We start from the raw sequence: 26,781 nt of genomic DNA on the forward strand, positions 1-26,781 counted from the left end.
GGCATGACGGGGTGGGCAGTGCAGAGGAGATCGAGTTCCTTCTCGCCTTACTGACATCTACTGACAACCAAAACACGTCAGCAGCGCGCCATCCCCACACCCCTTTGCCCTTTTCTCAGCCCCTGACTCGCCCCATATTCCCGCTATGGCGAAGAACCCCGGCACTCCCAAAAAACCCGCGAAAACCCCGAAATCCAAAGCACACCGGCCCGACGTGCAGCCGATCGGCCCGGCGCTGGCGGAACTGCTCAATCCCGCACTCAACCGCGGCGATGCCGGCATGGGCTCGGGCACCGGCCTGCAGCCGCCGCCGGACAATTCCTGGGATCGCCGCGCCGGCGGCGAGGCCGCCGCGCACCGCGCGCGGGCTTCGACGCGGGGAACCAACGAAGGTGTCGCCAAGCGCGATGCGCAAGGTTTTGACGAGGCGCCGCAAAGCGAATTCAAGTCGCCGAATTACGGGACGTCGGCGACGATCCCGACGCTCGACCCCGAACTGGCGCGGCAGCTGGGCCTGCCGACCGCGGAGGACGATGACGAGGCGCTGGCGCGCCCCCCGCGCAGCAAGATGGAAGCCTTTGGCGTCAAGGCCACCGCCGACGCGCTGGAGAATTTGATCCGCGACGGCCGCCCGGAATTCAAGGGCGACGACGGCCAGGTACGAATCTGGACGCCGCACCGGCCGCCGCGCCCGGAGAAATCCGAAGGCGGCGTGCGCTTCGTGATCAAGTCCGAATACGAGCCGAAGGGCGACCAGCCGACCGCGATCAAGGAACTGGTCGAGGGCATCGCGCGCAACGACCGCACCCAGGTTCTGCTCGGCGTCACCGGCAGCGGCAAGACCTACACCATGGCCAAGGTGATCGAAGCGACGCAGCGGCCGGCCATTATTCTGGCGCCGAACAAGACGCTGGCGGCGCAGCTCTATGGTGAGTTCAAGAGTTTTTTCCCCGACAATGCGGTGGAATATTTCGTCTCCTATTACGACTACTACCAGCCCGAGGCCTATGTGCCGCGGACCGACACCTATATCGAGAAGGATTCCTCGATCAACGAGCAGATCGACCGCATGCGCCACTCGGCGACGCGCGCGCTCTTGGAACGCGACGACGTCATCATCGTCGCCTCGGTGTCCTGCATCTACGGCATCGGCTCGGTCGAGACCTATACCGCGATGACGTTCGCGCTGAAGAAGGGCGAGCGCATCGACCAGCGGCAACTGATCGCCGACCTCGTCGCGCTGCAGTACAAGCGAACGCAGGCGGATTTCACCCGCGGCACCTTCCGGGTCCGCGGCGACGTCATCGACATCTTCCCGGCGCATTATGAAGACCGCGCCTGGCGCGTGAACCTGTTCGGCGACACCGTGGAGAATATCGAGGAGTTCGATCCGCTCACCGGCCACCGCCAGGACGATCTCGAATTCATCAAGATCTACGCCAACTCGCACTATGTGACGCCGCGGCCGACCCTGGTGCAGGCGATCAAGTCGATCAAGGGCGAGTTGAAGCTGCGGTTGGACGAACTCAACAAACACGGCCGCCTGCTGGAAGCGCAGCGGCTGGAACAGCGCACCACCTTCGATCTCGAAATGATGGAAGCCACCGGAAGCTGCGCCGGCATCGAAAACTATTCGCGCTACCTCACCGGCCGCCGCCCCGGCGAACCGCCGCCGACCCTGTTCGAATATGTCCCCGACAACGCGCTGGTGTTCGCCGACGAAAGCCATGTCACGGTGCCGCAGATTGGCGGCATGTTCAAAGGCGACTTCCGCCGCAAGGCAACGCTCGCCGAATACGGCTTTCGCCTGCCCTCCTGCATGGACAACCGTCCGCTGCGCTTTGAAGAGTGGGATATGATGCGCCCGCAATCGGTCGCGGTGTCGGCGACCCCGAGCGGCTGGGAGCTGAACGAAAGCGGCGGCGTGTTCGTCGAGCAGGTGATCCGCCCCACCGGCCTGATCGATCCGCCCGTCAACATTCGCCCCGCGCGCACCCAGGTGGACGACCTCGTCGGCGAAGTCCGCGCCACCGCGCAGGCCGGCTACCGCTCGCTGGTCACGGTGCTGACAAAGCGGATGGCGGAAGACCTCACCGAATACCTGCACGAGCAAGGTATCCGTGTCAGGTACATGCACAGCGATATCGACACCATCGAGCGCATCGAGATTATCCGGGATCTCCGGCTCGGCGCATTCGACGCGCTGGTCGGCATCAACCTGCTGCGCGAAGGCCTCGACATTCCCGAATGCGCGCTGGTCGCGATCCTCGACGCCGACAAGGAAGGTTTTTTGCGCAGCGAGACCTCGCTGATCCAGACCATCGGCCGCGCCGCGCGCAACGTCGACGGCAAGGTGATCCTCTATGCCGACCAGATGACCGGCTCGATGGAACGCGCCATCGCCGAGACCGACCGCCGCCGCGAAAAGCAGGTCGAATACAACACCGCGCACAACATCACGCCGGAGAGCATCAAGAAGTCGATCGGCGACATCATGAACTCCGTCTACGAGCGCGACCACGTGCTGGTTGAGATCGGCGACGGCGGCATGGCCGACGACGTTATCTCGATCGGCCACAATTTCGAGGCGGTGCTGGGCGATCTCGAAACCCGCATGCGCGAGGCCGCCGCCGACCTGAACTTCGAGGAAGCCGCCCGTCTGCGCGACGAAGTCAAACGCCTGCGTGCGACAGAACTCGCCGTGGTCGATGATCCCACCATCAAGCAACGCGGCGTCGCCGCCAAAGCCGGCGCCTATGCGGGGACGAAGAAATACGGCGACGCCGCGAATTTGCCAGCGAGCGCGATGAAGAAGAAGGGCGGGTTTTCTTCACCCTCCCCTGGAGGGGGCAGAGGCGAGCAAAGCTCGCTCTCGGGGTCGCGCGCCGCAGGCGCGCGGGGTGGGGTGAAGGGCGCGGGTGGTCCATCGACCTCCAAAGTCCACAAACCCCATCTCGACGAAATGCACGGCCCGGAGTCCCTGCCCTTCCGTCCCGAAGGCGCCAAGCCGCGCAAGCCAGAACTCGGTGGCGGCAGCAAGATCTTCCAGCCGACGGACTCGCGGCAATCAGGCCCCGAGTTCGGCCCGACGCCGCGCTCCAGCGGCGGCGCGCCGGGGCATCGCGGCGGATGGAAGAAGCGGTAGCGCTGCACAGAGCCAGACCTCCGATACAAATTGCGCATACGCTCATCTTGGGATTCCCCGATGCGCAATAGTGCATCTGAGGTTCGCGCTTCGCGCGCCCCGGCAGGACGAGGTGGAAGCTCGGTAAACTCACTCCACCACCCCCAACCGCTTGTGTTGCCCGACGAGACTGAGCAAGAAGTCGTTGCTAGTCGGACAGCTCGGTTTAGGACAATCGGACAGAGAGACTTGGGACGATTTGCGCCCAGAACGGCTCCAGGGTGCGCTGTAGGACATTCATGACCGCGCCAAAGGGGCGTTTGCGCGACGTGAGTGCCTTTACCACGGCTGCAATGAAGCCTTCGAAGCCGAGAATGTTGAGCACGCGGGTCAAGTTGTAGCAGAGCGCCATCAGGCTCCATTCACCGCGGACCTTGTCGAAGCCGCGGACCAGGAAGTGACGATAGCCGGCGCGGCATTTGATGGTGCCGAAGGGATGCTCGACAATCCCCGAGCGACGGCGCATCAGCTCGCGGCTACCTTGCATCCGCGCGCGATGACGTTCGAGAACATCTTCGTGCTCCCAACGACCGATGGTCCGCCGAGATGCTTTCGGACTCAGACAACGGGCCTTTAGCTGGCAGGCCCCGCAGGTCTTGGTGCTGCTCGCATAGCGGATCTCGGTCCGGCCACTGGCGTTCTGCCAGCGGCCCTCCATCGGACGCAGCAATTCGCCGGCCGGACAACGGTAAGCATTGCCTGCGGGATCGTAGCTGAACTCCTTGAGGCTGAAGCGGCCTTGCTTCTCGAGCCGCCCGTTGCCCTCCGGCACCGGTACATAGGCCGTGATGCCGTCATCCTCGCACGCCTTCAGTTCGAGACTGCTGTAATAGCCCTCGTCGGCCAACGCCTGCAGAGCCTCGGCTTCAAGGGCGTCTTTTGCCGCCTTTGCCATCGCGTGAAGCTGGCCGACATCGCTGCTGGCGTTCACCACTTCGCTTGCGACAATGAGCTTGTGTTTGTCGTCGACGGCGCTCTGCACATTGTAGCCCGCAACGGCCTGACCGTTCTTGACCAGAAGCCGGGCGTCCGGATCGGTCACGGACAACTGCGTCTCGCCGCTTGCTTCTAGCCGAGCCAGATCGGCCTCGGCGCGCGAGCGCTTCGCCATCAGCGCCGATACTTTGGCGCCGATATCGCCGGCGTCCCCTCCGCTGCCAGCACCTGGACCGTCGGCGCGATCCTTCTTTGGTTCGTTGGCTTCCGCTGCATCATTGTCTTCGATCGACCTGCCGTAAGCCTCGATCTCCAGGTCCAGCCTGGCGATCTGTTCGGCAAGCCTCTTGCGCGTAAAGATACTCGTCTTGCTGGCATCGCCGTGGAAGAACGAGCCGTCGATCGCTACAACACTGCCGCCGACCAGTCCAAGCTCGCGAACCAGCAGCACGAAGCCGCGGTTCACCGCCTTCAGCGCCGCCCAGTTCTCCTTGCGGAAGTTGGCGATCGTTCGATAACCAGGCCTCAGGTTACTGAGCAGCCAGATCAGTTCCAGATTGCGGCTCGCCTCTCGCTCCAGCCGCCGAGACGACCTGATCTGGTTGATATATCCGTAAAGGTAGAGCTTCAGCAGATCGCCCGGATCGTAGGGCGGCTGCCCCATTGCTTCCGCGCCTCGGTCAGCATGACGGAAGCCCAGCTTTGCAAGGTCCAGGGCGCAAACGTAGCTCTCGATCGCTCGGACCGGATTGTTTGGTTCAACATAGTCTTCCACCCGCGGTGGAAGCAGGCTGGCTTGCTCCCGGCTCTCGCCGGTCTTGAATGGGCGATTCGTCATAAACCGAATCGTACATCAAATCCCAAAAAGGCCGAGTTCTTGCTCAGTCTCGACGGGCAAATCACGCTTGGTCTCGGTCGAGTCCTCCGCGCGAAAATATTCTTCTTTTCGATTCCCCCAAATCACGCCTAGAACTCCGCCATCCCGTCCCACATGAGGGGCGTATCCGGATCGTCAGAAACGCGGGGCGGGATGCGGTGGACGCGGCAGCGTCGGCGTGAACGGGGATGGCAGGGCGGGCTTGGCCTGTGAGCGATCACGCACATGCAGACGAACGGCGCCAATGCCCAGTTGAAGCTTGCGGTATGAGTCGGGCGTGCCCGGCGAAGCCTTTAGGCGAAGACGGGGCCGCTGCGTACGGCAAAACCGTGTGGGCCTGGCATCCGTTGCTGATGTCAAGCTGGCGGAGGCGACGTCGGCCCGACCGGGTTCGATCAGCCATAATCCGTCAGCGACGGTGACAAGAACGAATTCGTCGCCGGGGCGAGCACGGCATAAGCCGTCAAACCATTGCGCAGGGAAAGTCGGAGTGCCTCCGCTGAACCTGTATGCTCGTGTGCGCTTTTGCTTTGTGCATCATGCACGCGAGACCGCGGGTGCAGCGTGTACCCGGCTTTCCCTGCGCCCCTCATTTTCGAGGGACGAGATTTCAGCCAACACTCGGGCGCATCGCGCCGCGAGAACATAGATTCATGTTTGGAGATAATTTCCGTCGTCCCGGCCCACGCGCCGGGACCCATACCGCGTGATCTCTCGATCGACGCGATATGCTAGTATCGCCCGTAACAACAAAGCCGGTGGTTATGGGTCCCGGCGCGTAGGCCGGGACGGCGATAGAACTGAAGCTTGGCTGTTTGAAACGTGAATCCGAAAAGCGTTTTCAGGAAAACGCGAACGACGCGCTCACCCGGAGCGGCGATGGCTGGTGTTCTGCACGAGATTGCCGTGCGCGGCCTGCTCGCGCATGTTGTGCTTCTCGTCGTCGCGGTGGCCCCTGGTGGTGTCGAGGGGAACGGCGGGCGCGCTGCCCGGGCCCTTGTGGCTCTGGTTGTCGTCGGGGACCGGCGTGATGGCTTTGGTCAGCGGCTTTGTCATGCGGTTCTCCGTTGTTCACGGAGAGGGACAATGCGGATAGTGGGCGGGTGGTTCCGGAAGAAACCATCAGCGTCATTGCGAGGAGCGAAGCGACGAAGCAATCCATTCTTTCTTGCTGCGGCAAGATGGATTGCTTCGTCGCGGAGCCTGTCATCGGGCGCGCATTCGCGCGACCCGTTGAATCCTAATGACGAAGGCTTAGAGCTTCTCCTGCCCGGCCGGCGCCTGGGTCTGGCGCTGCTGGTCCCGCGGGCGGTTCTGTTCGTTGGCGCGGTGGCGGCCATAGGCGCAGCCGGCGATGGCGCCGAGCATGCCGTGGTGCCCGGCATAATGACCGGCGACGCCGCCGACCGCGGCGCCCTTCAGGCAGCCCTTGGCGTCGGCCGGCGAGGCGGCAACGATCGCCAGCGTGGCGATGGCGAAAATGGCGGCGGGGGTTTTCATGGCGCGATGTCTCCGGGATGGATGTCACATTGATAACGGCGGTTGCGGAATGAAGTTCCCCACATCCACAAGGACCATCGCCCGCCGCGCGCCCAACCCGTCATCCGCGGGCTTGACCCGCGTATCGGCGAAGACATTATCGAAAAAGTACACCTAACGGCCGTTAACCGTTTTGGGCCGGCCGCACCGCCGCCATGATTACCTTTGCGGAATGATCGCCGTGCTATTCCACCGATCAAGAAGCCGGCCGCAAGAGTCGGGCCCAACACCTGCGGAGAAAAAGCGGATGACCGCGGAGCTCAACCGTAAGCGCGTGCTGAATTTCCTCGAAGTGTTCTATTCCGCCGACATCGACGGCGCGCTGGCGCGCTGCACCGACGACATCGAATTCACCGCCAACGCCCCGGTCGATTTGCTGCCGCATATGGGCCATCGCCAGGGCAAGGCCGCGATGCGCGAGATGTGGACGGCCGTTCACGGCAGGTATTCCGAGATGCGCTGGGAGGTTCCGACCCTGGTCGCCGAAGGTGACAAGGTGGCTGCACATATTCGCGTGTTCTTCCGCAAGCGCAGCAACCGGCGAATGGTGCAGTTCGACATCGCCTCCTTTTTCACGCTGCGCGATGGCCTGATCGCCCAGATCCGGGAAATCATCGACACCTTCGATCTGATCGAACAGGTGCTGGAGCGCGACGTGTCGGCGGTGCTGACCGGGAAGACGGAAGAGATCTAGCGGTTCTAGGTCACGTCATTCCGGGGTGATGCGAAGCATCGAACCTCAGGGGTGCACCCCGGGGAAGTTCGAGATTCCGGGTTCGCTTCGCGCCCCGGAATGACAACCATCAGTAATTTCCCCTCACCCCCATTGAACCTCGCTGCCTCCGCCGCGACACACCACAAGGCTGTTTCCGGACAAGAAGCACATATGAAGATCGCGTTGCTGGCTCTGCTGGGTTTGGCGTTGGGGGCCCTCGGGGGTGCAGCGCTCGGGATCGGGGCGGATCTCGCCTGGGTGGAAATCTTTAAAACCACGAGTTTTGAAGGCTATAGCGGGATGCTGGTGTTCTTCACCTTCATGCCGCTCGGCGCCGCCATCGGCGGTATCGGCGGCGCCCTGCTGTTCGGCGTGATCGCCATCCGCGACGCCGAAATCGCCATCGAACGCGAGCCGGTAGGCCGCCGGGACCGCTAAACAAGCGCTTAACGGCCCCTGATCACACGCAAATGACTGAAACCATTGCATTTGTGCAATGCAAAAACGTCAATTGTACTTTGGCAAAGAGCTCCTATTGTTAGTGCACTAATGAATTAAGCCATCCCGCCCGGCGTCGATGACGACGCTTATTTGGGCGCGCTCGCTGTTTTTGAAATCCAGTTCAGGGACCACCCAAATGACAGAGCACAGTCTCTGGCGTTTCTCACGCGCGTTGCATCGCGCGATCAACGAGCGCCAGCCTGCCGACCTCGAAGCCCTGCTCGACGACGACGTCGATTGGGCGATCTATGGCCCGATCGACATGTTTCCGTTCTTCGGATCGCGCCGCGGCAAAGCGGCCGTGATCGAGGTGATCCGGCAGATCTCCGAGAACGTCCGCGTCCATCGCTTCGACCGCGAATCGATCATGCTGGGGGTGGATTCGGCAGCCTCGATGATGCGCTATTCGTTGACGGCGCTGGATTCCAACAAGCCTATCAGCCTGCGGATCGCGCATTTCGCGCAGTTCAGGGCCGGCCGGCTGACCAATTTCCGCGTTCTGGTCGACACCTTCGACCTGGTCGAGCAGACCGTCGGCTACCCGATCCACCTGCCGCGCATGGCGGTCTAGGGACCGCGTCTCTCTCGTCTTCCTCTTGCCCGGTCACCGCTGCCTGCCTTGTGCGGACGGCGGCGACCTGTCGGCGACGCCGGACATCCACGTCTTGTCTTTTCCAGCCCCAAGACAGACGTGGATGGCCTGGCGATTCGGCGCTCCGGCGCCTTCGCCATAATTTCGCGCCAGAGTGAACGCATTCTTGGCGCTACTTGGAATGCAGGCGGGCAATGATTCCCACGACACGATATCGCCGGACGAGGCTGCTGACGCTGGTGGCCGGCTTCAGCCTGCTTTCTGTACTGGCAGCAGCAGCGCAGACGCCCCCTGCCGAAGACGAGGCAGAGATGCCCGCGGCGGAAGAGGCCGCCGCCGCCGCCCCTGATGTCAACGACGCCGACATCATGAAGGACATCGACGTCAGCAAGCTCGACTGGAGCCAGCTCAATGTCGATGCCTCGACCTTCACCGGGCCGGCTCCGAAAGGCCGCGCCGCGCCGAAGGGTAACAATGCGGACGCCACCTGGTCGAACAACGCCAAGCCGAACGGCGCGGCAGCGGTGTCGGTCAAGCAATCCGTCACGCCGTTCTGGGACGCGCGCGTCGGCGCCGACATGACGGTCGCGCGTCAGGGCACCCTGACCGCGTCCGAAGCGCTGTCGGAAAAGCTTTCGAATGGCGGCAACCTGCAGCAATCCTCCGGCACGGCCTGGGCCGCGATCACCGCGCCCGGCGTGGCCTCGATCTGGGACAAGACCGCGGTGGAAGCCCGCGTCGATCCCGGGCAGGAACAGTCCAAGCTCGGCACCTCCCTGAGCAAATCGCTGCCGCTCAGCGAGCAATATTCGCTGACGTTGAAGAACGACTACAATGTGATCCAGCAGGGCATCGTGCCGGTGCCCGGCATCGTCGGCCACCCGGCGCGCTCGTATGAAACCGACCAGTCGGCGAAGGTGAGCGTCACCGATACCGGCACCAGCTTCGTGGCGGGACAGACGCTGTCCAGCAACGACGACAAATGGCTGCGCAAGGTCGGCGCCGAGCAGAAGCTGTTCGACGGCGTCACCATCTCGGGCTCGATCGGCGAGACCTCGACCGGCGCCGTCAACAAGAGTCTCAGCGCCGGCTTCAAGCGCAGCTGGTAAGCGCAGCCCTTCCTGCTGAAATCGTTCCCTTTTCCGGCAATCCCCAGGAATGATCCAGCATTGCCGCATATTGGCCCAGATGCGGTCAAAATCGGCAGACCAGATGGCGCCGTACCACTTCGTCGTGCGGGGGACGTCCGCGCTCGCTTGAAAGCGAAACAGAGGAATAGCCGATGAACGCTACCATTCGTTCCGAAGAAATTGAATCAAACACCGAAGTCGACAGCGATCTCGCCGCGGTGTCCGAGGTCGAAGCCGGCATTCGCGACTTCGTCCGCAACGACATTGCCTATCTGCGCCGTCCGTCGGTGCCGAGCCCGGAAACCGTGCCGCTCGACGCGACCGCCGAGGCCACCGTCAACAGTGTCAACTCGCTGATCCAGCGCGTCGCCGGAACCTCGCTTGCGGAAATCGAGAAGCTGATTTCGGAACTCGAAAGCCTGCGTGACCTGCTGCATGCCGAAGGCCAGCGTGTTCAGCGCGAGATCTCGGGCTATGCCCAGCTCAGCCAGGCCGCGATGAAGTCGACGCGCATGATCGCCGACAACGTCACGCAGTGGAAGCGCGCCGCCGACGGTCTGCGCAACAGCTAGCCGCCACTAGGTCAAGACTTGACCTGCCGCCGCCTCCTGCTAATGGAGCGCGGCGGTTTTGATTTGGGCGTTTCCGGGTGAAGCGAATAGCGCTTCACGTCGAGAAAGCGCGTCAAAACAAAAGACTGCCAAATCGATTTGAACTTGCCGGCTGTGAGCTGCGACCAACAGCAGGCGCCCTCGCCTCACGATGGGGATCTGGGCTGGAATTTTGGGGATATTCTTGATGGAAAGCGTCCGGCCGGATAACGCAGATCCGATTCCGTTGCAGCGTTCACAGCACAGCATGGCCAGCATCATGATCCGGTTTGTCGGACTGCTGCTGATATTCGTGGTGGTGATGGGATTGCTCTGGAGCCACTGATGGTCCGGCGGAATTTTCTCGCCGAACCCGATCCCGCGAGTCGATGCCTGTGGTCAGCGAATTCTCAGACTACCGGCTGGCGATCGCGCTGCTCTCGAGCGAGTAGCCGCCGTCGGCATAGGTTTTCACCACCATGGCGGTGGTCAGCATCACCGCAAGGGTGATGGTTGCGAAGATAAAGCCGACGAATTTCAGGCCGCTGCGATCTGCCATGGTCATCCCCTCGGTGTTTTCCCTGGGACCGATATGGCAGGGATAAGTTCATAATGCGTTAGCGAAAAAACCGTTCCACGGATTCATCAATACCAATCCATTAACGGCGCAATTCGGTAACCATGTTGGCTCAGGCGCCGGCGTTCCGTCGCGGCACGAAGGCGGTCGCAAGGAACGAATAGACAAGCTCGCCGCGCTGGTTGGTGCCGGTATTGCGGGCCTGCAGGATGCCCCATTCGGGACGCTTCTCCGAAGTGCGCTTCGCTTCGATGACGCTGGAAAAGCTGATGGTGTCGCCGGCCAATACCGGCTTGATCCAGCGCAGCTCGCGAAAACCCGGCGACGGCCCCCAGACCGCGATCTCCTCGCCGCGCGCGGCCGCTTCCTTGCTCATGCGCTGGCCGTCGGCCACCATCAGCTTCATGCACACCGATCCGACGTGCCAGCCTGACGCGGCCAATCCGCCGAACAGGGATTTCCGGCCCGCCTCCTCGTCGAGGTGAAAGGCCTGCGGATCGAATTGCGCCGCGAATTTCTTGATCTGTTCGGCGGTGAAGGTGAACGATCCCACTTCGCGCCGCACGCCGATTTCCATATCCTCGAAGAAACGCATCGGGGCTACTCCGCCGCCGCATCGGCGCGGCGCACGATGATCGGCGACACCATCTCGCACAGCGTCACGCCGGCCGCGTTGCGGACCACACTCTTGAACGTTACGATGCCGGTATCCGGGCGGCTGCGCGAAACCCTGGCTTCCGCCACCTCGATGTCGGCCATCAGATCGTCACCCGGCCGCAGCGGCGCCAGCCAGCGCAATTCGTTGACGCCGGGCGACCCCATCGACGCGGTGCGGCTGATGAAGCCGTCGAACATCATCCGCATCAGCAGCGAGCAAAGGTGCCAGCCCGAACCGGACAGGCCTTTCAGCATCGACGCCTTGGCGGCCTCTTCGTCGAGATGCATCGGTTGCGGGTCGTATTCCCCGGCGAAAGCCAGAATCTCCTCGCGCGTCACATGGCGCGGACCGTACGTGCCGAAGTGGCCGGGCTTGAAGTCTTCGAAGGTGAGCGTTGTCATGACCTGAGATTTTGGATCGCGGATTCGGATTGCGGATTTAGGGCGGAGAAGCCCGATTGTGGCCGTTATTTGCAGCAATCTCAACCCGTCCGCGCGCATGGCTCGTTCGCGCGCTTGCTCAAGGCCCTTTTCGGAGCTAGCCCTGTGCTGTCACGAACCAGGCTGGACACGAATCATATTTGGATCGCCGGGAGAACCACCGATGTTCGATTTTCAGGATCTGTTTCAGTGGGACCGCTTCATCACGCCCACGATCATCAAGACGTTCTACTGGCTGGTGATCGGATTGATCATCCTGTTCGGCATCTCCGGAATTTTTTCGGGCCTGGCCGCGATGGCGATCAGCCCGTTCGGCGGCTTCATCCTGCTGCTGTCCTCGATCGCCGGCGTCGTGGTCGGCATCGTGTTTTCGCGCATCGCCGCGGAGTTCATCCTGATCGTATTCCGCATCAACGAGCATCTCGGCGCGATACGGGATCAGGGGCAGATGCGGTGAATTGGTCATTCCGGGGCAATGCGCAGCATTGAACCCGGAATCTCGAGATTCCGGGTTCACGCTTCGCGTGCCCCGGAATGACAGCACCAACAATCAGGTATTGAACCGGAAGTGCATCACGTCGCCGTCCGCGACGACGTATTCCTTGCCTTCCAGCCGCAGCTTGCCGCCGTCGCGGGCGCCGGCTTCGCCGCCGAGCGCGACATAGTCGGCATAGGCGATGGTCTCGGCGCGGATGAAGCCCTTTTCGAAATCGGTATGGATCACGCCAGCCGCGGCCGGGCCCTTGGTGCCGCGATGGATGGTCCAGGCCCGCGCTTCCTTTGGACCGACGGTGAAATAGGTGATGAGGTCGAGCAACTGGTAGCCGGCGCGGATCAGGCGGTCGAGACCGGCCTCTTCCAGGCCGAGCGTGTCGAGGAAATCGGCGCGTTCCTCGCGTGACAGCGTCGCGATTTCGGATTCGATCTTGGCCGAGATCACCACCGCGACCGCGCCCTCTTTCTTGGCGTGTTCGAATACCTGCTTCGAAAAATTATTGCCGTCCTTGGCCGAGCCTTCCTCGACGTTGCAGACGTAAAGCACCGGCTTGGACGTCAGCAGGCCGAGCATGCCGAAGGCGCGCTCTTCTTCCGGCTTGCGTTCGAGAAACCGCGCCGGCTTGCCCTCGCGCAGCAGCACCAGCGCGCGGTTGACGAGATCGAGCTGTTCCTTGGCGTCCTTGTCGTTGCCTTTCGCCTTCTTGGCGAGGTTGTCGACCCGCTTCTCGAGGCTGTCGAGATCGGCGAGCATCAGCTCGGTCTCGATGGTCTCGATATCGGCCAATGGCGCGATCTTGCCTTCGACATGGGTGATGTCGGAGTCCTCAAAACATCGCACCACATGCGCGACCGCATCGACCTCGCGGATGGTGGCGAGGAACTGGTTGCCGAGGCCTTCGCCCTTGGAGGCGCCGCGCACCAGCCCTGCGATATCGACGAAAGTCAGCCGCGTCGGGATGATCTGCGCCGACTTGGCGATATCAGACAGTTTGTCGAGCCTGACATCCGGCACCGCGACCTCGCCGACATTCGGCTCGATGGTGCAGAACGGATAATTCGCCGCCTGGGCCGCAGCCGTCTCGGTCAGCGCGTTGAACAACGTCGACTTGCCGACATTGGGCAGTCCGACGATACCGCATTTGAATCCCATAATGTGTCCTGAAGTCGGTTGCGGGCGGTCGGCGGCGCGTTACACGGCGCCGTCATCGCCCTTCTCGAAAAATCCCCTGGCCTGCAGCGCCAGATGCACCTTGTTCTGAAACGTCGAGTCGCGGCCGGTGGTGAGCAGCGCAGCAGCGTCGGCAACCGCCTCGCACAGCGCCTCGACCCAGGGCCGATCGCTCTTGGCAAAATCCGACAGCACGTGGCTGTGCACCAGTTCCTTGACGCCGGGATGACCGATCCCGAGCCGCACCCGGCGATACTCGTTGCCGATATGCGAGGAGATCGAGCGCAGCCCGTTGTGGCCGGCAATGCCGCCGCCGATCTTGACGCGCACTTTCGCCGGCGGCAGTTCGAGTTCGTCCTGAAACACGGTGATCTCTCCGGCGGAGAGCTTGAAGAAGTTCGCAGCTTCCTGAACCGCGCGCCCGGACTCGTTCATGAAGGTGGTCGGCCGAAGCAGAACGACCTTCTCGCCATCGAGCGTGCCTTCGGACGTCTCGCCCTGAAAACGGCGGCGCCATGGTCCGAAACCATGACGCCGCGCAATTTCATCGACGGCCATGAACCCGATGTTGTGGCGGTTGTTCGCGTACTTTCCGCCGGGATTACCAAGACCAACAAACAGGCGCATGACGCGGCATCCCGCGCAAGCTTACTTCTTCTTGTCGCCGCCACCGGCAGGCGCCTTGGCACCAGCCGCCGGGGCCTTCGCACCAGCCGCAGGGGCCTTCGCACCCGCTGCCGGAGCAGCACCCGCTGCGGGCGCAGCCGCAGCACCGGCCGCCGGAGCAGCACCAGCCGCCGGAGCAGCACCACCTGCCGCGGCAGCCGCAGCCGCCTTGATTTCTTCGGCGTAACCGGACGGCGGCACGATGGTCACCAGCGTCGCGTCTTCACGCGACAGCGACTTCACGCCGGTCGGCAGCTTGATGTCGGACAAATGCAGCGAGTGGCTGATTTCCAGCGTGCCGGCGTCGGCCTCGATGTACTGCGGAATGTTGTCGACCGAGCATTCCACGTCGATGGTGTGGGTGACGACGTTGACGGTGCCGCCGCGTTTGACGCCGGGGGAGGCTTCGCCGTTCACGACATGCAGGGGAACGCTGACGCGGATGGTCGCGCCTTCGCCGAGCCGCATGAAATCGACATGGATCGGGAAATCGCGCACCGGATCGAGATGGAAGTCGCGCGGAATCACGCGATGCTTCTTGCCCTCGAGATCGATGTCATAAATCGTGGTGAGGAACCGGCCGGCCAGAATGCGCTGGCGCAGTTCGGCATCGTCGACCGAGATCGGCGTGGGGGGCAGGTTGTTACCATAGATCACTCCGGGAACTCTCCCGGCGCGACGCTCTGCCCGGGCGGCCCCCTTGCCGATCTTCGGACGCGCGGTCGCCTTCAATTCCTTGACGGTCGCCATTGTCGTAAGTCCTTGTTTTCTAAAAAGTTAAAGGCCGCATCGCGGCCCATGGGCGTCCTACAGCAAGCCTCCAGGGGTGCGGGGGCTGCGGACGTGGCGGGCTTTTAGCCCCAAAGGGGCAAAATGACAAGGAAATGAAGGGATTTTTCTGCTTCCCTTCCCCCTGAATCCCGGATGCCAAACGGGACGCCGGGCGCCGAATCCGGTCGGTTAGACCTGTTTTCGGGCCTTCAAGGGATGGATCGTCTTGCCCTCGGCCAGCATCGCGACGAACTTCTCGATCCGCGCCGCCCGGGTCTCCGGCTTCTTGGCGGTGTGGACCCGGTAAAGGATCGCGTAACGGTTGGCGCCGTCGAGCGTTTCGAAGAAGCTTTTTGCTCCCTTGTTCTTCGAAAGCGCGGCGCGGAGATCGTCGGGCACCTCGGCCGTGCTCTGCGGCGCATAGGCGGCGTCCCAGCGGCCGTCTTTTTTGGCGCGGTCGATCTCTCGCAATCCCGCGGCATGCATCCGCTTCAGCTTGACGAGTTCAAGCGCCCGCGCGCGGTTCTTCTCGGACCACTTGCTGGCGGATTGACGGGGCGTGAAGCGGATTAGCCAGAACTCGCCGTCGAAGGCGTCGAGCTGGCCATCGATCCAACCATGGCAGAGCGCCGTATCGATCGCTTCCTGTCGTGAAACGCTGGCAATTCCGGACGATTTCTTAGCCAGCTTGAGCCACAATCCCTTGGAATCCGCAGGCTGCGACGCCAGCCATGCTTCCCAGGCCTGTTGCGATCTGAACGCAATGACCGGCAGATCGCGCTTGGCTTTTACCATAAGGGGGCCCCGCGGCCGTCAGCCGTTCGTCACCCGAGCTTGGCTTCAAGGGCCGCGATCCGGGTCTTCAGCGCCTCGTTTTCCTCGCGCGCCAGGCGCGCCATGTCCTTGACCGCGTCGAACTCCTCGCGCTTGACGAGGTCGAGGTCGCGCAGGATCCGCTCGGCCTGGTTGCGGACCACGGCATCGACCTCGCGCTTGACGCCCTGGGCGGCGCCGGCGGCGTCGTTCATCAAGCGGCCGATCTCGTCGAAAAACCGATTGTTGGTCTGGGTCATCTGGAACGCTCCGGTCGCTGCACGTTTTCGCTTAAGCAAAACTTCACGCAAGACAATGGTGATGCCAAGGAAAAGATCAAGGGAAAGGTCAAGGTCGCGGCCCAAGGAGTGAGGGCCGTTTACCTTGTCATGCTCCGGTTTCCTTGCAATCGTATTCAGCGCCCAATCAGAAACCAGAATCAAGACAGGCAAGAAACGCCCATGATCGACCAGCAAATCGACATTGCGACCAAGGACGGCAAGACCACCACGTTCATCACCCACCCCGAACGCGGCGGGCCGTTTCCGGTCATCATTTTCTACATGGACGCGCCGGCGATCCGCGAAGAGCTGCGCGACATGGCGCGGCGGCTCGGCACGGCAGGCTATTACGTGATGCTGCCCAATATGTATTACCGCGCCGGCGTCATGGAGCTCGGGCCGATCAATCCCGATCCGGAATCGCCCGAGCGCAAGAAGATGTTCGAGCTGATGCACTCGCTCACGATTCCCCTCGTCATGGAAGACACCAAGGCCCTGCTCGCTTATGCCGGAACCCAGAAGGCGGCGAACACCGGCATTGTCGGCACCGTCGGCTACTGCATGAGCGGGCGTTATGCGGTCAACGCAGCGACGCACTTCCCCGATCGCGTCAAGGCGGCGGCATCGATCTACGGCGTGCAACTGGCGACCGATCAGCCCGACAGCCCGCATCTCGCCGCTGATAAGACCAAGGCCGAACTCTATTTCGGTTGCGCCGAGACCGACGTCTATGCACCGCCCGAGATCGTCGAGAAGGTCAAGGAAGGCATGAAGGGAACCAAGAACGAGGTCGAGCTCTATCCCGGCACCCATCACGGCTTCGCGTTCCCGAAGCGGCCGATCTACGACCGCGATGCCGCGGAACGGCATTGGGAACGGCTGCTGGCGCTCTATCGCCGCAACCTCGTCGCCTAGACGTCGACGCATGATGCCGTTCCTCACCATCGCCTTTCCCGTGTTCAATCCGATCGCGCTGCAGATCGGGCCGATCGCAATCCGCTGGTATGCGCTGGCCTATATCTGCGGCATCGTGCTCGGCTGGATCTACGCGCGGGCGCTGGTCAAGAACGAGAAGCTGTGGGGCGGACCGGCGCCGATTTCGCTGGTCCAGCTCGACGATTTCATCCTGTGGGTGACGATCGGCATCATTGTCGGCGGCCGCACCGGTTACGTGCTGTTCTACAATCCGGCTTTCTTCATGCAGCATCCGGCCGAGATCTTCGAATTGTGGAAGGGCGGCATGTCGTTTCACGGCGGCTTCCTCGGCTGTGTCGCCGCGGTGATGCTGTTTGCCCGCAGCAACGGGATCTCGATCCTGTCGCTCGGCGACATCACCACCGCGGTCGGCCCGATCGGGTTGTTTCTCGGACGGCTCGCCAACTTCATCAACAGCGAGCTGTGGGGCCGGCCGGCAGACGAGAGCGTGCCCTGGGCGATGGTATTTCCCAACGGCGGGCCGCTGCCGCGGCATCCCAGCCAGCTCTATGAAGCAGGGCTCGAAGGCATCCTGCTGTTCACGATCCTGGCGGTCATGATTCGGATCGGCGCCCTGAAGCGTCCCGGCCTGATCCTCGGCAGCTTCATCGCGATCTACGCTTTTGCGCGCATTACGGGCGAATTCTTCAGAGAACCCGACCCCCAGCTCGGATTTTTGTGGGGCGGCCTGACTATGGGTATGCTGCTGTCGGTGCCAATGATCGTTGCCGGAGCCATCCTGATTGTGATGGCATGGCGCCGAAAGACGCCGGAACATACTTAGAAGTCAATTTAAGGCAGGCCGTGACAGAATTTTCGCCGCTGCAGTCGGAAATCAACAAGCTGATCAAGTCGTCGGGGCCGATGCCGGTCTGGCGCTACATGGAGCTGTGCCTGCTGCATCCGGAGCACGGCTATTACGTGTCGCGCGATCCCTTGGGCCGCGAGGGCGACTTCACCACCGCGCCCGAGGTGAGCCAGATGTTTGGCGAACTGCTCGGATTGTGGGCGGCTTCGGTCTGGAAGGCGATCGGTTCGCCGCCGATGCTGCGGCTGATCGAGCTCGGTCCCGGCCGCGGCACCATGATGGCGGATGCGCTGCGTGCGCTTCGGGTGTTGCCGCCGCTCTATCAGGCGCTCAGCGTGCATCTCGTCGAGATCAATCCGGTGCTGCGCGAGAAGCAGCGGGCGACGCTGTCGGGCGTTCGCAGCATCTCCTGGCATGACAGCATCGACGAGGTGCCCGAGGGCCCCGCGGTGATCTTCGCCAACGAGTATTTCGACGTGCTGCCGATCCATCAGGCGGTCAAGCGCGAGACCGGCTGGCACGAACGCGTGGTCAACCTCGACGCCAATGGCCGGCTGGTGTTCGGCGCCAGCGCCGAACCGATACCGCGCTTCGAGGTGTTGCTGCCGCCGCTGGTGCGCGCCGCCCCGGTCGGCGCGGTGTTTGAATGGCGGCCCGACTCCGAGATCATGAAGATCGCCACCCGCGTCCGCGACCAGGACGGCGCGGCGCTGATCATCGATTACGGCCATATGCGCAGCGATGCCGGCGACACCTTCCAGGCCATCGCCCGCCACAGTTTTGCCGATCCCCTGAAGAATCCCGGCCAGGCCGACGTGACCGCCCATGTCGATTTCCAGGCGCTGACGCGCGCGGCGGAAGATCTCGGCGCGCGGGTCCACGGCCCGGCGACGCAGGGCGACTTCCTCAAGCGGCTCGGCATCGAGACCCGCGCCGTCACGCTGATGGGCAAGACCACGCCGGAGGTTTCCGCCGACATTTCCGGCGCGCTGAAACGACTGACCGACAGCGGCCGCGGCGGCATGGGCTCGATGTTCAAGGTGATGGCAATCACCGAGCCCCATCTCACCTCGGTCGCAGGCCTCAGCGACGAGCAGGCGCCGGGGCCGAGTACGCCATGACCTTCGGCTCGTCATTGCTTTCGGCCATTCCCGGCCTGCGCCACGCCTTCTTCAGCCGCGAGGGCGGCGTCTCCGGCGGAATCTACCAAGGGCTCAATGGCGGCCTCGGCTCGAACGACGATCCGGCCCACGTCATCGAAAATCGCCGGCGAATGGCGGAGCAGATGGGAGTTGCCCCCGAGCACTTTCTCAGCGTGCACCAGATCCATTCGCCCGATGCCGTGGTCGCGACGGGCCCGTGGCCGACTGAGGCGCGGCCGCGCGCCGACGCCATCGTCACGCGGACCGAGGGCATCGCCATCGGCGTCACCACGGCCGATTGCGGCCCCATATTATTTGCCGATCCCGCGGCGCGGGTGATCGGCGCCGCCCATGCCGGCTGGAAGGGCGCACTGACGGGGGTGCTGGAATCGACCGTCGATGCGATGGAAAAACTCGGCGCCGATCGCAGCGCGACGGTCGCGGCGATCGGTCCCCTGATCCGCCAGCACTCCTATGAAGTCGGCGGCGAATTCGTCGAACGCTTTCTGGACGCCGACGCCGACAATGCCGTCTTCTTCATTGCCTCGGTCCGGCCCGGCCATTCGATGTTCGACCTCGCCGGCTACATCCGGATGCGGCTGGAAAATGCCGGCGTGCTCATGATCGACGACATCGGCGTCGACACCTATGCCGACGAACGCTTCTACAGCTACCGCCGCTCGGTTCACCGCAAGGAGCCCGACTACGGCAGGCTGGTTCACGCAATCGCGCTGGAACCGTGATCTTCTGTCGGAAGTGCTTCAACTTTCACGAAAATTTCCAGATCCCGATGCCCCCTTCGCGTGGCGCATTCCGTTGCGGTTTCGTTGCCCTAGACCTTAATGCATTTTAACGATATCGCAGGGGACGATGAGGGACGTCATCAAAGCTCTGTGCCTGCGAATTCCGCGCGCGACGATCGCCGCGGCGCTGCTTGTGGTGTCCTGCGCGCTCGGCGGCTGCGCCGGCGGCAGTGCTGCGAGCGGCTCGTTCGCGATGGCGCCCGGTCCCAGCGGCAGCGGCTCCACCGTGGCCTTTGAATCGATCGACGGCCCGCCGCCGCAGGTGTTTGACCGCATGGTGGGCGTGCTCGACAGTGAATCGAAGCTGCGCAACCTGTCGATCGTCTCGCGCGAGGGCGGCGCGTCCTATCGCGTGCGCAGCTACCTCTCGGCGCAGGTGGTTCGCGGCAAGACCGTGATCGCCTGGGTCTGGGACGTCTATGACAACAACCAGCAGCGCGCGCTGCGGCTCTCCGGCGAGGAGCCCGCCGGCAAGGCAAGACGCGACGCCTGGGCGGCGGCCGACGACTTGCTGTTGCGGAAAATCGCGCAAGCCGGCCTGAGCGGGCTGAGCAACATGATCAACGGCACCCCGGACATGCCCCCCGCATCTGCCCCGGGCCGCGGCCCCGCGGTTGCGAGCGCGGAGCCAGTTGCACCCGCAGAGGGTGCATTTGGCGTCGCGGCGCTGGGCTTCAGCAGCCATTAACATACCCTCCGAATAGTCCCGTAACGGTCTATTTTTGACCGGGAAAACCGGGGCAATGGGTTGCCAGCCGAGGCCCCTGCCTGATATCTCCTCGCTCATCGAAACGCGCCGGTTCCGAGGATTTCTCGATATGCTGAACGTCGTATCCAGCAAGGCGCGGGGAGAAGCGTCAATGTCGGCCAAGAACGGCTCGATCAAGCTGGTCGCCGGCAACTCCAATCCGGTGCTGGCGCAGGAAATCGCCGACTGGCTGCATCTGCCGCTGACCAAGGCCAGCGTCCGCCGGTTTGCCGACAACGAGATTTTCGTCGAAATCCTCGAGAACGTGCGCGGCTCGGACGCGTTCATCATCCAGTCGACGTCGTTTCCGGCCAACGACCACATGATGGAACTCTTGATCATCACCGATGCGCTGCGCCGGTCGTCCGCGCGCCGCATCACCGCGGTGATCCCGTATTTCGGCTACGCCCGGCAGGACCGCAAGGTCGGCTCGCGCGCACCGATTTCCGCCAAGCTGATGGCCAACCTGATTACGCACGCCGGCGTCGACCGCGTCATGACGCTCGACCTGCATGCCGCCCAGATCCAGGGCTTCTTCGACATCCCGACCGACAACCTCTACGCCTCGCCAGTGATGGTGCGCGACATCAAGGAGCGCTTCGACCTCGCCAACGTCATGGTGGTATCGCCCGACGTCGGCGGCGTGGTGCGGGCGCGCGGCCTCGCCAAGCGCATCAACACCCCGCTCGCCATCATCGACAAGCGCCGCGAACGCGCCGGCGAATCCGAAGTCATGAACGTGATCGGCGATGTCGCCGGCTATACCTGCATCCTGATCGACGACATCGTCGATTCCGGCGGCACGCTGGTGAACGCGGCCGACGCGCTGATCGCCAACGGCGCTAAGGACGTCTACGCCTACATCTCGCACGGCGTGCTGTCCGGCGGCGCCGCCGCCCGCATCGCGGGGTCTAAACTGAAAGAGCTCGTGATCACCGACTCGATCCTCCCGACGGACGCGGTCAACAAGGCCGCCAACATCCGCACGCTGTCGATCGCGCCGCTGATCGGAGAAGCCATCAGCCGCACCGCGTCGGAAGAATCGGTCTCGAGCCTATTCGACTGAGCTGTCGTCGCCCGGCTTGACCGGGCGATCCAGTACGCTGCGCTCTATCGATTCAATCACTGCCGTCTCTGGAATATGGATCTGCGCAATTGCGCGCAAGCCGGGCGATGACAGTCTGTAGCCCGGATGAGCGTAGCGAGATCCGGGGCGGTGTTAGAGTTGTCCCGGATTTCGCTACGCTCATCCGGGCTACGAAGCTGTCGGATTGTACTCCTGGATTGCTGCCGCCCGCCGACGCGCGGGGGCGGTTTTACCTTTTGGCGAAGCCCGTAAACCTCCGCAGCGACCGTTCGAGCAGAACTCCAATCGCAAGACCGCATGCCACGTCGCTGGTCCAATGCGCGAGCAGCACGATTCGTGTGAGCAACAGTCCGCCGCCCAGGCCCCACACGGCGAGACGCTGGCGGCGCGGCAATTCGCTGGCGGCCGATGCGATGGCGCCGACGTGAATGGCGTGGCCTGACGGAAAAGCGTCGAGCGGCTTGCCCGAAATCGGAATGCCGTGCAGATGGCCTAGCACGGTAAGCCGGTCCGGCCGCCGCTGATTAAAGATGTCCTTCAAGAGATGCGGCAAGATCGTCGCCGCCACGGTGGTCAGCAGGACATGATCTGCTGCCCTTTGCTGGCGCGGCTGTCCGCGCGCGTAAATCCACCAAAGTGCCGCGGCGCCGCACAGGATGTGCTCGTCCGCTCCCCATGTCAGAAGCCCGGAAGCTCGCTCAATTCGCCAGTCCGTGTGACGCGCGACCGCACGCGCAATCTTCACGTCCGCCGATGTTGGCCGGATTGTAACAGGCATATGTCAGAAACGTTCTATCCGAACACCGGTTCCGACAGCCCCTCGGAGGATTCTGCCGACGGAAGCGCGTCGAACCTGTTCGACTGACTCCGTTGTAGGGTGGGCAAAGCGTAGCGTGCCCACCAACTCAGAACTCTGCCCGGAGAGAGGGGGCACGGCGTAAAGCGCCTTTTCCCACCCTACGGCCCCCTCATTCAAACCCCGGGCGCGGCACCAGGTTCATCAGCATCCGCACGAAGCCGCCGTCGACGGTGATCTCGTCGCCGCTGACATAGGACGAGCGGTCGCTGGCGAGAAACAGGATGGCGTCGGCAATGTCCTGCGGCATGCCGATCCGCCGCATCGGTACGACCGCCTTGCGGCGCTCGGTGACTCCCGGCGTGTCGTAGAACGACTGGCTCATCGGCGTGATCACGAGGCCGGGGCTGACGACATTGCTGCGGATACCGTGCGGGCCCCATTCATTGGCCAACTGCTGCGACAGCATGATCACGCCGGCCTTGCTGACGCTGTAGGCGCCGCTCTGCCCTTGCGCATGGCTTCCGGCGATTGACGACACATGCACGAGACTGCCGCGGCCCTGCGCGCGCATCTGCCGGCCGAAAATCTGCGCGCAGAGGAAATAGCCGGTCAGGTTGACCGCGAGAACCGCGTTCCATTCGGCCAGCGACAACGTGTCGAGCCCGCCGGGACGCAACACCGCGGCGGTGTTGACCAGCACGTGGCACGGGCCCAGCGCTTGCTCGATCTGCTCTGACGCCGCGGTGACGCTCTCGGCGCTCGAGGTGTCGCAAGGCGAAACGACATGGTCGCGCCCCAATTTTAGGAGTTCGGTGTGCGTGACGTCGAGGCCACGTTGGTCGCGATCGATCGCGGCCACCCTGGCGCCGGCCCGCGCAAAACTCAGGGCGACCGCGCGGCCGATGCCGCCGCCACCGCCGGTCACCACGCAGACGCGGCCTGACAGGCCGAGCCAATCGGAAGAGTCTTGCCCGGTCATGTCAGCCTGTTCCTCTGGTTGTTTTCGGCCAGCATAGCCGAAAGCCAACCAGGGGCAATTGCAGCGCTATGCCGCCGGCACCGTGCCTCCCACCACCTCGCCGAACGACGCAAAGAATTGCCCGGCGAGTTTCTTGGCGGTGGAATCGATCAGACGTGAGCCCAGTTGCGCGAGCTTGCCTCCGATCTGGGCGTCGACGTCGTAATGCAGCACGGTGACGTCGGGGCCTTCGGACTCAAGCCGCACGGTCGCCCCGCCCTTGGCGAAGCCGGCCACGCCACCAGAACCCTCGCCGGAAATGCGATAGCTGTTGGGCGGATCGAGATCCGACAAGGTCACCTTGCCGCCGAAGGTCGCCTTCACCGGGCCGACCCTGAACACGACGGTCGCGGTCATCTCGGTCGGCGACGACATGTCGAGCGCCTCGCAACCGGGGATGCACTGCTTGAGGATCAAGGGATCGTTGAGCGCGGCCCAGACCTTTTCCTTTGAGGCCGGGATATGCTGGCTGTCACTCATCTGCATGGTATGTCTTCAACTCCCTTGAGAAAAATTGCTGGCGCGCTGCCCTCGTCGGCGTTCGACGGTGATTTCGGCCAATATCGACATCGCGATCTCTTCCGGCGTGATGGCGCCGAGGTCGAGCCCGGCCGGCGCCTTGACGTGGTCGAGCGCTTCCGGCGACACGCCGCCCGCGACCAGCTTTTCGCGTAGCGCCGCCATCTTGCGGCGGCTGCCGACAAAGGCGCGATAGGCGGCTTCGGTCGCGACCGCCGCGCGCAACGCGGCCTCGTCGCCTTTGCCTTGCGTCGAGACCACGATGAAGCGTTTGGCGGGATGCAGTTCGCCGAGCGCGAAGCCGTCCACCAGCACATCGGCGTCGGGAACCACGGACAGATCGCCAGACGGCGCCGCCAGCGTGACGTGATAGCCGAGCTGCCGCGCCTGTGCCGCCAGCGACATCGCGACCGGGCTGGCGCCGAACACCACCAGCGACGGATGCGGCAACACCGGCTCGACGAAAATATCCATGGTTCCCTTGCTCGGGCACAGGTTGCTGGCGAAGCGGATGCCGTCGCGATTCTCGCCGGGCTTGACGCCGAGTTCGGCCAGCATGTCTTCCGGCTGCACCGACACCATGCGCGGCTCGCCGTCGGCCAGCGCCTCGCGCGCCGCTTTCAACACCGCGCCCCGCGCGCAGCCGCCGCCGATCCACCCCGCGACGATCGTGCCATCGGGCCGGATGATCGCCTTGGCGCCGGCCTTTGCAGCCGTCACCGACACCGTGCGCACGACGGTCGCGAGCACGAACGCCTGCTCGGCCGCCTTCATCTGCGCCACCAGGTCCATCACTTCGACATGAGCGGTCATCGGTCGCCCCATCAGAGTTTTGCCAGATACGGTTCGAGCGCGGTCAGGCTTTTCAGCGTGTTGGCCGGCGCGTAGAGATCGACATGCGGCAGCGCCGCCTTGATGCCGGCGGCCTCGGGCGCGTAGCCCTCCCACGCCATCATCGGATTGAGCCAGACGATGCGGCGGCAGCGGCGGCCAAGCGCGGCCATCTCGCGGCCGAGTAGTGCGGCGTCGCCGGTCTCGTAGCCGTCAGACACAATCATCACCACGGTGCGCGAATGGATCACGCGCGCGGCATGCCAGCGGTTGAAGGTCTGCAGGCTCTCGCCGATCCTGGTGCCGCCGCCGGCGCCCTGCGCCATGATCGAGAGACGGTCGAGCGCGCGGGCGGCGTCCTTTTCCTTCATGGCGTCGGAGACATGTGCGAGCCGGGTGTGGAACAGGAACGCCTCGGCTTCGCGAAATTCATCGAGCACGCCGTGGATGAAGCGCAGGAACACGCCGGTATACATGCTCATCGAACCTGACGCGTCGAGCAGCATCACCAGGCGCAGCGGCTTCTCCTTGCGCTGGCGTTTGACCAGCGTGATCGGCACGCCGCCATGGCTGATATTGCCGTGAATGGTCCGGCGCAGGTCGAGCCGATAGCCGCGCCGCCGCGCCAGGTCGCGCCGCGTCAGCCGTGTGCGCATGGTCTGCGCCAGCCGCGCGGCGGCGGCATGCGCTTCCTCGATCTGCGCGGGATCGGCCATCTTGCGGAAATCGATCTCGGCAAGCTGATCGGCCCGCGAGGCGCCCTCCATGCGGCCCTCGCCGGAACGGTCAATGTCATCCGCACCGTCGGCGGATGGAATCTGATCCATCGCGGTATCGCCGCCGGCGCGCGGTTCCGGCCGGGGATTCGGCAGGCTCTTCAGCGATGGATTCTTGGCAGACTTGGCCGAGCCTGTGGTCGTCGAGCGCGACCGCACCCGCTTGCCGAGCCAGAACGCGTCAAAAATGCCGTCGAACTTCTCCCAGTCGGATTTGCGCGCCGAGAACAGATGCTTGAATGCCGAACGCAACAGGCCGGGTTTGGCGACATAGCCCGCGGTCATCAGCGATGCCGCGTCCTGGCCTTCGGCGAGACCGACGGCAAAGCCGCTGCCGCGCAGGGTTTTCAGAAACGCCGCGAGCTTCGCCGAGACCAGGCGGGAGACCTCGTTCACTTCATTGATGTCAGGTGCAGCGCCGCAGCAGCTCATGCGACCCTCCCCAATAGCCGTTCGGTGACTTCGCGGCTCATCCGCGCTTTGTCTTCATGGGTCTTGAGCAGACACATCAGCGTTTCGTGTACGGTCTCGGGCGCCTCGTGCAGGTCACGGACGTCGAGGCCGACCAGAGCCGCCGCCCAGTCCAGCGTCTCGGTTACACCCGGCACCTTGCGCAATTCTTCCTTCCGGATGCTTTCGACCATGCGCGCGATCTGCAGCGACAGCGACGCGCCCGATCCCTCGATCCGCGCCATGATGATGCGCGCCTCACGGTCGGCGTCGGGATAATCGACATAGTGATACAGGCAGCGGCGGCGCAGCGCGTCGGAGAGTTCGCGGGTGCCGTTCGAAGTCAGCACCACATGCGGGATCGTGACGGCCTTGATGGTGCCGAGCTCGGGAATCGAGACCTGGAAGTCGGAGAGCAGTTCGAGCAGGAACGCCTCGAACTCGTCGTCGGCGCGGTCGATCTCGTCGATCAGCAGCACCGGCGGCCTGTTGCGGCGGATCGCGGCCAACAGCGGCCGCTCCAGCAGATATTTTTCGGAGAAGATCTGGTCCTCGACCGCATCGGGATTATCGCCGCGATGGGCCTGGATCGAAAGCAATTGACGCTGGTAGTTCCATTCGTACAGCGCCGCCGATTGATCGAGCCCCTCGTAGCATTGCAGGCGGATCAGTTCGGTCGCGTGCACGGAGGCCAGCGCCTTCGCCACTTCGGTCTTGCCGACGCCCGCCTCGCCTTCCAGCAGCAGCGGACGCCTGAGCAGGTGCATCAGCGAGATCGCGGTCGCGAGTTCGCCGTCGGCGATATAGCCGGCGACGGCAAGCGCTTGCGCGATCTCTTCACGGGTTTTCATTGCTTCTCCGGTGGCCTCATGGTTCGAGACGCGCGAAG

At 63.6% G+C, this 26,781-nt stretch carries 31 protein-coding genes; 14 read left to right on the forward strand and 17 right to left on the reverse strand.

Going from position 1 to position 26,781, the window contains the following annotated elements:
* Positions 1 to 145 precede the first annotated feature (145 nt).
* Complete coding sequence (gene uvrB / locus BLR13_RS11975) at positions 146 to 3,145, forward strand: excinuclease ABC subunit UvrB (RefSeq protein ID WP_074823986.1); 3,000 nt, start codon at positions 146 to 148, stop codon at positions 3,143 to 3,145.
* Positions 3,146 to 3,350: 205 nt separating this feature from the next.
* Here the strand turns inward: uvrB and BLR13_RS11980 are convergent, their stop codons facing one another.
* From BLR13_RS11980 to BLR13_RS11990, 3 genes are all read right to left on the reverse strand, one after another.
* A complete protein-coding gene (locus tag BLR13_RS11980) occupies positions 3,351 to 4,958 on the reverse strand; it encodes an IS1182 family transposase (protein ID WP_074823984.1) in 1,608 nt (535 codons plus the stop codon).
* A 903-nt stretch (positions 4,959 to 5,861) separates the two neighbouring features.
* Entirely contained in the window at positions 5,862 to 6,053 is a 192-nt protein-coding gene (locus BLR13_RS11985) for a hypothetical protein (protein ID WP_074823982.1), read from the reverse strand.
* A gap of 198 nt (positions 6,054 to 6,251) precedes the next feature.
* Complete coding sequence (locus BLR13_RS11990; protein ID WP_074823980.1) at positions 6,252 to 6,497, reverse strand: hypothetical protein; 246 nt, start codon at positions 6,495 to 6,497, stop codon at positions 6,252 to 6,254.
* A 286-nt stretch (positions 6,498 to 6,783) separates the two neighbouring features.
* On the opposite strand from BLR13_RS11990, the gene BLR13_RS11995 reads away from it, so the two are divergent.
* The 6 genes from BLR13_RS11995 (at position 6,784) to BLR13_RS41075 (ending at position 10,410) form a co-directional block, all read left to right on the forward strand.
* Positions 6,784 to 7,230 carry a nuclear transport factor 2 family protein gene (locus tag BLR13_RS11995; RefSeq protein WP_074823977.1) on the forward strand — a complete coding sequence of 149 codons (447 nt, stop codon included), beginning with the start codon at positions 6,784 to 6,786 and terminating at the stop codon, positions 7,228 to 7,230.
* Between the two features lie 192 nt (positions 7,231 to 7,422).
* A complete protein-coding gene (locus BLR13_RS12000; protein ID WP_074823973.1) occupies positions 7,423 to 7,689 on the forward strand; it encodes a hypothetical protein in 267 nt (88 codons plus the stop codon).
* Between the two features lie 199 nt (positions 7,690 to 7,888).
* Positions 7,889 to 8,323 carry a nuclear transport factor 2 family protein gene (locus BLR13_RS12005; RefSeq protein ID WP_074823970.1) on the forward strand — a complete coding sequence of 145 codons (435 nt, stop codon included), beginning with the start codon at positions 7,889 to 7,891 and terminating at the stop codon, positions 8,321 to 8,323.
* Positions 8,324 to 8,538: 215 nt separating this feature from the next.
* The gene (locus BLR13_RS12010) at positions 8,539 to 9,453 is read left to right on the forward strand and encodes a hypothetical protein (RefSeq protein WP_074823968.1); all 915 of its coding nucleotides are present in this window, start codon (positions 8,539 to 8,541) and stop codon (positions 9,451 to 9,453) included.
* Positions 9,454 to 9,626: 173 nt separating this feature from the next.
* Complete coding sequence (locus BLR13_RS12015; protein ID WP_074823966.1) at positions 9,627 to 10,046, forward strand: hypothetical protein; 420 nt, start codon at positions 9,627 to 9,629, stop codon at positions 10,044 to 10,046.
* A gap of 226 nt (positions 10,047 to 10,272) precedes the next feature.
* On the forward strand, positions 10,273 to 10,410 hold the full coding sequence (locus BLR13_RS41075) for a hypothetical protein (RefSeq protein WP_171944968.1): 138 nt from the start codon (positions 10,273 to 10,275) through the stop codon (positions 10,408 to 10,410).
* 69 nt (positions 10,411 to 10,479) lie between these two features.
* Here the strand turns inward: BLR13_RS41075 and BLR13_RS41080 are convergent, their stop codons facing one another.
* The 3 genes from BLR13_RS41080 to BLR13_RS12025 all read right to left on the reverse strand — a co-directional run bounded on the left by BLR13_RS41080 (position 10,480) and on the right by BLR13_RS12025 (position 11,700).
* A complete protein-coding gene (locus BLR13_RS41080) occupies positions 10,480 to 10,623 on the reverse strand; it encodes a hypothetical protein (RefSeq protein ID WP_171944967.1) in 144 nt (47 codons plus the stop codon).
* A gap of 130 nt (positions 10,624 to 10,753) precedes the next feature.
* A complete protein-coding gene (locus BLR13_RS12020) occupies positions 10,754 to 11,236 on the reverse strand; it encodes a MaoC family dehydratase (RefSeq protein WP_074823964.1) in 483 nt (160 codons plus the stop codon).
* A 5-nt stretch (positions 11,237 to 11,241) separates the two neighbouring features.
* A complete protein-coding gene (locus tag BLR13_RS12025) occupies positions 11,242 to 11,700 on the reverse strand; it encodes a MaoC family dehydratase (RefSeq protein WP_074823963.1) in 459 nt (152 codons plus the stop codon).
* Between the two features lie 202 nt (positions 11,701 to 11,902).
* Here BLR13_RS12025 and BLR13_RS12030 point away from each other — a divergent pair, with 202 nt between their 5' ends.
* Entirely contained in the window at positions 11,903 to 12,196 is a 294-nt protein-coding gene (locus BLR13_RS12030; RefSeq protein ID WP_074823961.1) for a DUF4282 domain-containing protein, read from the forward strand.
* Positions 12,197 to 12,289: 93 nt separating this feature from the next.
* Here the strand turns inward: BLR13_RS12030 and ychF are convergent, their stop codons facing one another.
* From ychF to BLR13_RS12055, 5 genes are all read right to left on the reverse strand, one after another.
* Positions 12,290 to 13,387, reverse strand: coding sequence for a redox-regulated ATPase YchF (gene ychF / locus BLR13_RS12035; RefSeq protein ID WP_074823958.1), 1,098 nt, complete (start codon positions 13,385 to 13,387; stop codon positions 12,290 to 12,292).
* Between the two features lie 39 nt (positions 13,388 to 13,426).
* Positions 13,427 to 14,032, reverse strand: a complete 606-nt coding sequence (pth, locus tag BLR13_RS12040) for an aminoacyl-tRNA hydrolase (RefSeq protein WP_074823956.1) — start codon at positions 14,030 to 14,032, stop codon at positions 13,427 to 13,429.
* A gap of 21 nt (positions 14,033 to 14,053) precedes the next feature.
* Entirely contained in the window at positions 14,054 to 14,821 is a 768-nt protein-coding gene (locus BLR13_RS12045; protein WP_074823953.1) for a 50S ribosomal protein L25/general stress protein Ctc, read from the reverse strand.
* A 210-nt stretch (positions 14,822 to 15,031) separates the two neighbouring features.
* Complete coding sequence (locus BLR13_RS12050) at positions 15,032 to 15,637, reverse strand: YdeI/OmpD-associated family protein (RefSeq protein ID WP_074823950.1); 606 nt, start codon at positions 15,635 to 15,637, stop codon at positions 15,032 to 15,034.
* A 29-nt stretch (positions 15,638 to 15,666) separates the two neighbouring features.
* Entirely contained in the window at positions 15,667 to 15,915 is a 249-nt protein-coding gene (locus tag BLR13_RS12055) for an accessory factor UbiK family protein (RefSeq protein ID WP_074823948.1), read from the reverse strand.
* Between the two features lie 201 nt (positions 15,916 to 16,116).
* Here BLR13_RS12055 and BLR13_RS12060 point away from each other — a divergent pair, with 201 nt between their 5' ends.
* From BLR13_RS12060 to BLR13_RS12085, 6 genes are all read left to right on the forward strand, one after another.
* Positions 16,117 to 16,851: a dienelactone hydrolase family protein gene (locus tag BLR13_RS12060; protein WP_074823945.1), complete on the forward strand. Its 735-nt coding sequence runs from the start codon at positions 16,117 to 16,119 to the stop codon at positions 16,849 to 16,851.
* A 13-nt stretch (positions 16,852 to 16,864) separates the two neighbouring features.
* Positions 16,865 to 17,695 (forward strand): prolipoprotein diacylglyceryl transferase, encoded by an 831-nt coding sequence (gene lgt, locus BLR13_RS12065; protein WP_074831612.1) that lies wholly within the window; start codon positions 16,865 to 16,867, stop codon positions 17,693 to 17,695.
* A 20-nt stretch (positions 17,696 to 17,715) separates the two neighbouring features.
* A complete protein-coding gene (locus BLR13_RS12070) occupies positions 17,716 to 18,840 on the forward strand; it encodes a class I SAM-dependent methyltransferase (protein ID WP_074823942.1) in 1,125 nt (374 codons plus the stop codon).
* A complete protein-coding gene (gene pgeF, locus BLR13_RS12075; RefSeq protein WP_074823939.1) occupies positions 18,837 to 19,604 on the forward strand; it encodes a peptidoglycan editing factor PgeF in 768 nt (255 codons plus the stop codon). The genes BLR13_RS12070 and pgeF overlap by 4 nt, the downstream gene beginning before the upstream one ends.
* Positions 19,605 to 19,731: 127 nt before the next feature.
* On the forward strand, positions 19,732 to 20,352 hold the full coding sequence (locus BLR13_RS12080; RefSeq protein WP_074823936.1) for a hypothetical protein: 621 nt from the start codon (positions 19,732 to 19,734) through the stop codon (positions 20,350 to 20,352).
* A 172-nt stretch (positions 20,353 to 20,524) separates the two neighbouring features.
* Positions 20,525 to 21,478 carry a ribose-phosphate pyrophosphokinase gene (locus tag BLR13_RS12085; protein ID WP_074831611.1) on the forward strand — a complete coding sequence of 318 codons (954 nt, stop codon included), beginning with the start codon at positions 20,525 to 20,527 and terminating at the stop codon, positions 21,476 to 21,478.
* A 250-nt stretch (positions 21,479 to 21,728) separates the two neighbouring features.
* Here the strand turns inward: BLR13_RS12085 and BLR13_RS12090 are convergent, their stop codons facing one another.
* The 6 genes from BLR13_RS12090 to BLR13_RS12115 all read right to left on the reverse strand — a co-directional run bounded on the left by BLR13_RS12090 (position 21,729) and on the right by BLR13_RS12115 (position 26,743).
* On the reverse strand, positions 21,729 to 22,244 hold the full coding sequence (locus BLR13_RS12090; protein WP_244525161.1) for a phosphatase PAP2 family protein: 516 nt from the start codon (positions 22,242 to 22,244) through the stop codon (positions 21,729 to 21,731).
* A gap of 223 nt (positions 22,245 to 22,467) precedes the next feature.
* Entirely contained in the window at positions 22,468 to 23,277 is an 810-nt protein-coding gene (locus tag BLR13_RS12095) for an SDR family NAD(P)-dependent oxidoreductase (RefSeq protein ID WP_074823931.1), read from the reverse strand.
* 66 nt (positions 23,278 to 23,343) lie between these two features.
* Entirely contained in the window at positions 23,344 to 23,802 is a 459-nt protein-coding gene (locus tag BLR13_RS12100; protein ID WP_074823928.1) for an SRPBCC family protein, read from the reverse strand.
* Positions 23,803 to 23,811: 9 nt separating this feature from the next.
* Positions 23,812 to 24,648, reverse strand: coding sequence for an XdhC family protein (locus tag BLR13_RS12105; protein WP_074831609.1), 837 nt, complete (start codon positions 24,646 to 24,648; stop codon positions 23,812 to 23,814).
* A gap of 11 nt (positions 24,649 to 24,659) precedes the next feature.
* Positions 24,660 to 25,874: a vWA domain-containing protein gene (locus BLR13_RS12110; RefSeq protein ID WP_074823926.1), complete on the reverse strand. Its 1,215-nt coding sequence runs from the start codon at positions 25,872 to 25,874 to the stop codon at positions 24,660 to 24,662.
* The gene (locus tag BLR13_RS12115) at positions 25,871 to 26,743 is read right to left on the reverse strand and encodes an AAA family ATPase (protein ID WP_074823924.1); all 873 of its coding nucleotides are present in this window, start codon (positions 26,741 to 26,743) and stop codon (positions 25,871 to 25,873) included. The genes BLR13_RS12110 and BLR13_RS12115 overlap by 4 nt, the downstream gene beginning before the upstream one ends.
* Between the last annotated feature and the right edge of the window lie 38 nt (positions 26,744 to 26,781).

It is taken from the genome of Bradyrhizobium ottawaense (assembly GCF_900099825.1).
GTDB classification, from domain to species: Bacteria; Pseudomonadota; Alphaproteobacteria; order Rhizobiales; family Xanthobacteraceae; genus Bradyrhizobium; species Bradyrhizobium ottawaense_A.

Bases quoted from the DNA above. Each gene is read 5' to 3' on its own strand.
- uvrB (WP_074823986.1), top strand. From the start codon at position 146: ATGGCGAAGAACCCCGGCACTCCCAAAAAACCCGCGAAAACCCCGAAA.
- BLR13_RS11980 (WP_074823984.1), bottom strand. From the start codon at position 4,958: ATGACGAATCGCCCATTCAAGACCGGCGAGAGCCGGGAGCAAGCCAGC.
- BLR13_RS11985 (WP_074823982.1), bottom strand. From the start codon at position 6,053: ATGACAAAGCCGCTGACCAAAGCCATCACGCCGGTCCCCGACGACAAC.
- BLR13_RS11990 (WP_074823980.1), bottom strand. From the start codon at position 6,497: ATGAAAACCCCCGCCGCCATTTTCGCCATCGCCACGCTGGCGATCGTT.
- BLR13_RS11995 (WP_074823977.1), top strand. From the start codon at position 6,784: ATGACCGCGGAGCTCAACCGTAAGCGCGTGCTGAATTTCCTCGAAGTG.
- BLR13_RS12000 (WP_074823973.1), top strand. From the start codon at position 7,423: ATGAAGATCGCGTTGCTGGCTCTGCTGGGTTTGGCGTTGGGGGCCCTC.
- BLR13_RS12005 (WP_074823970.1), top strand. From the start codon at position 7,889: ATGACAGAGCACAGTCTCTGGCGTTTCTCACGCGCGTTGCATCGCGCG.
- BLR13_RS12010 (WP_074823968.1), top strand. From the start codon at position 8,539: ATGATTCCCACGACACGATATCGCCGGACGAGGCTGCTGACGCTGGTG.
- BLR13_RS12015 (WP_074823966.1), top strand. From the start codon at position 9,627: ATGAACGCTACCATTCGTTCCGAAGAAATTGAATCAAACACCGAAGTC.
- BLR13_RS41075 (WP_171944968.1), top strand. From the start codon at position 10,273: ATGGAAAGCGTCCGGCCGGATAACGCAGATCCGATTCCGTTGCAGCGT.
- BLR13_RS41080 (WP_171944967.1), bottom strand. From the start codon at position 10,623: ATGGCAGATCGCAGCGGCCTGAAATTCGTCGGCTTTATCTTCGCAACC.
- BLR13_RS12020 (WP_074823964.1), bottom strand. From the start codon at position 11,236: ATGCGTTTCTTCGAGGATATGGAAATCGGCGTGCGGCGCGAAGTGGGA.
- BLR13_RS12025 (WP_074823963.1), bottom strand. From the start codon at position 11,700: ATGACAACGCTCACCTTCGAAGACTTCAAGCCCGGCCACTTCGGCACG.
- BLR13_RS12030 (WP_074823961.1), top strand. From the start codon at position 11,903: ATGTTCGATTTTCAGGATCTGTTTCAGTGGGACCGCTTCATCACGCCC.
- ychF (WP_074823958.1), bottom strand. From the start codon at position 13,387: ATGGGATTCAAATGCGGTATCGTCGGACTGCCCAATGTCGGCAAGTCG.
- pth (WP_074823956.1), bottom strand. From the start codon at position 14,032: ATGCGCCTGTTTGTTGGTCTTGGTAATCCCGGCGGAAAGTACGCGAAC.
- BLR13_RS12045 (WP_074823953.1), bottom strand. From the start codon at position 14,821: ATGGCGACCGTCAAGGAATTGAAGGCGACCGCGCGTCCGAAGATCGGC.
- BLR13_RS12050 (WP_074823950.1), bottom strand. From the start codon at position 15,637: ATGGTAAAAGCCAAGCGCGATCTGCCGGTCATTGCGTTCAGATCGCAA.
- BLR13_RS12055 (WP_074823948.1), bottom strand. From the start codon at position 15,915: ATGACCCAGACCAACAATCGGTTTTTCGACGAGATCGGCCGCTTGATG.
- BLR13_RS12060 (WP_074823945.1), top strand. From the start codon at position 16,117: ATGATCGACCAGCAAATCGACATTGCGACCAAGGACGGCAAGACCACC.
- lgt (WP_074831612.1), top strand. From the start codon at position 16,865: ATGCCGTTCCTCACCATCGCCTTTCCCGTGTTCAATCCGATCGCGCTG.
- pgeF (WP_074823939.1), top strand. From the start codon at position 18,837: ATGACCTTCGGCTCGTCATTGCTTTCGGCCATTCCCGGCCTGCGCCAC.
- BLR13_RS12080 (WP_074823936.1), top strand. From the start codon at position 19,732: ATGAGGGACGTCATCAAAGCTCTGTGCCTGCGAATTCCGCGCGCGACG.
- BLR13_RS12085 (WP_074831611.1), top strand. From the start codon at position 20,525: ATGTCGGCCAAGAACGGCTCGATCAAGCTGGTCGCCGGCAACTCCAAT.
- BLR13_RS12095 (WP_074823931.1), bottom strand. From the start codon at position 23,277: ATGACCGGGCAAGACTCTTCCGATTGGCTCGGCCTGTCAGGCCGCGTC.
- BLR13_RS12100 (WP_074823928.1), bottom strand. From the start codon at position 23,802: ATGCAGATGAGTGACAGCCAGCATATCCCGGCCTCAAAGGAAAAGGTC.
- BLR13_RS12105 (WP_074831609.1), bottom strand. From the start codon at position 24,648: ATGACCGCTCATGTCGAAGTGATGGACCTGGTGGCGCAGATGAAGGCG.
- BLR13_RS12110 (WP_074823926.1), bottom strand. From the start codon at position 25,874: ATGAGCTGCTGCGGCGCTGCACCTGACATCAATGAAGTGAACGAGGTC.
- BLR13_RS12115 (WP_074823924.1), bottom strand. From the start codon at position 26,743: ATGAAAACCCGTGAAGAGATCGCGCAAGCGCTTGCCGTCGCCGGCTAT.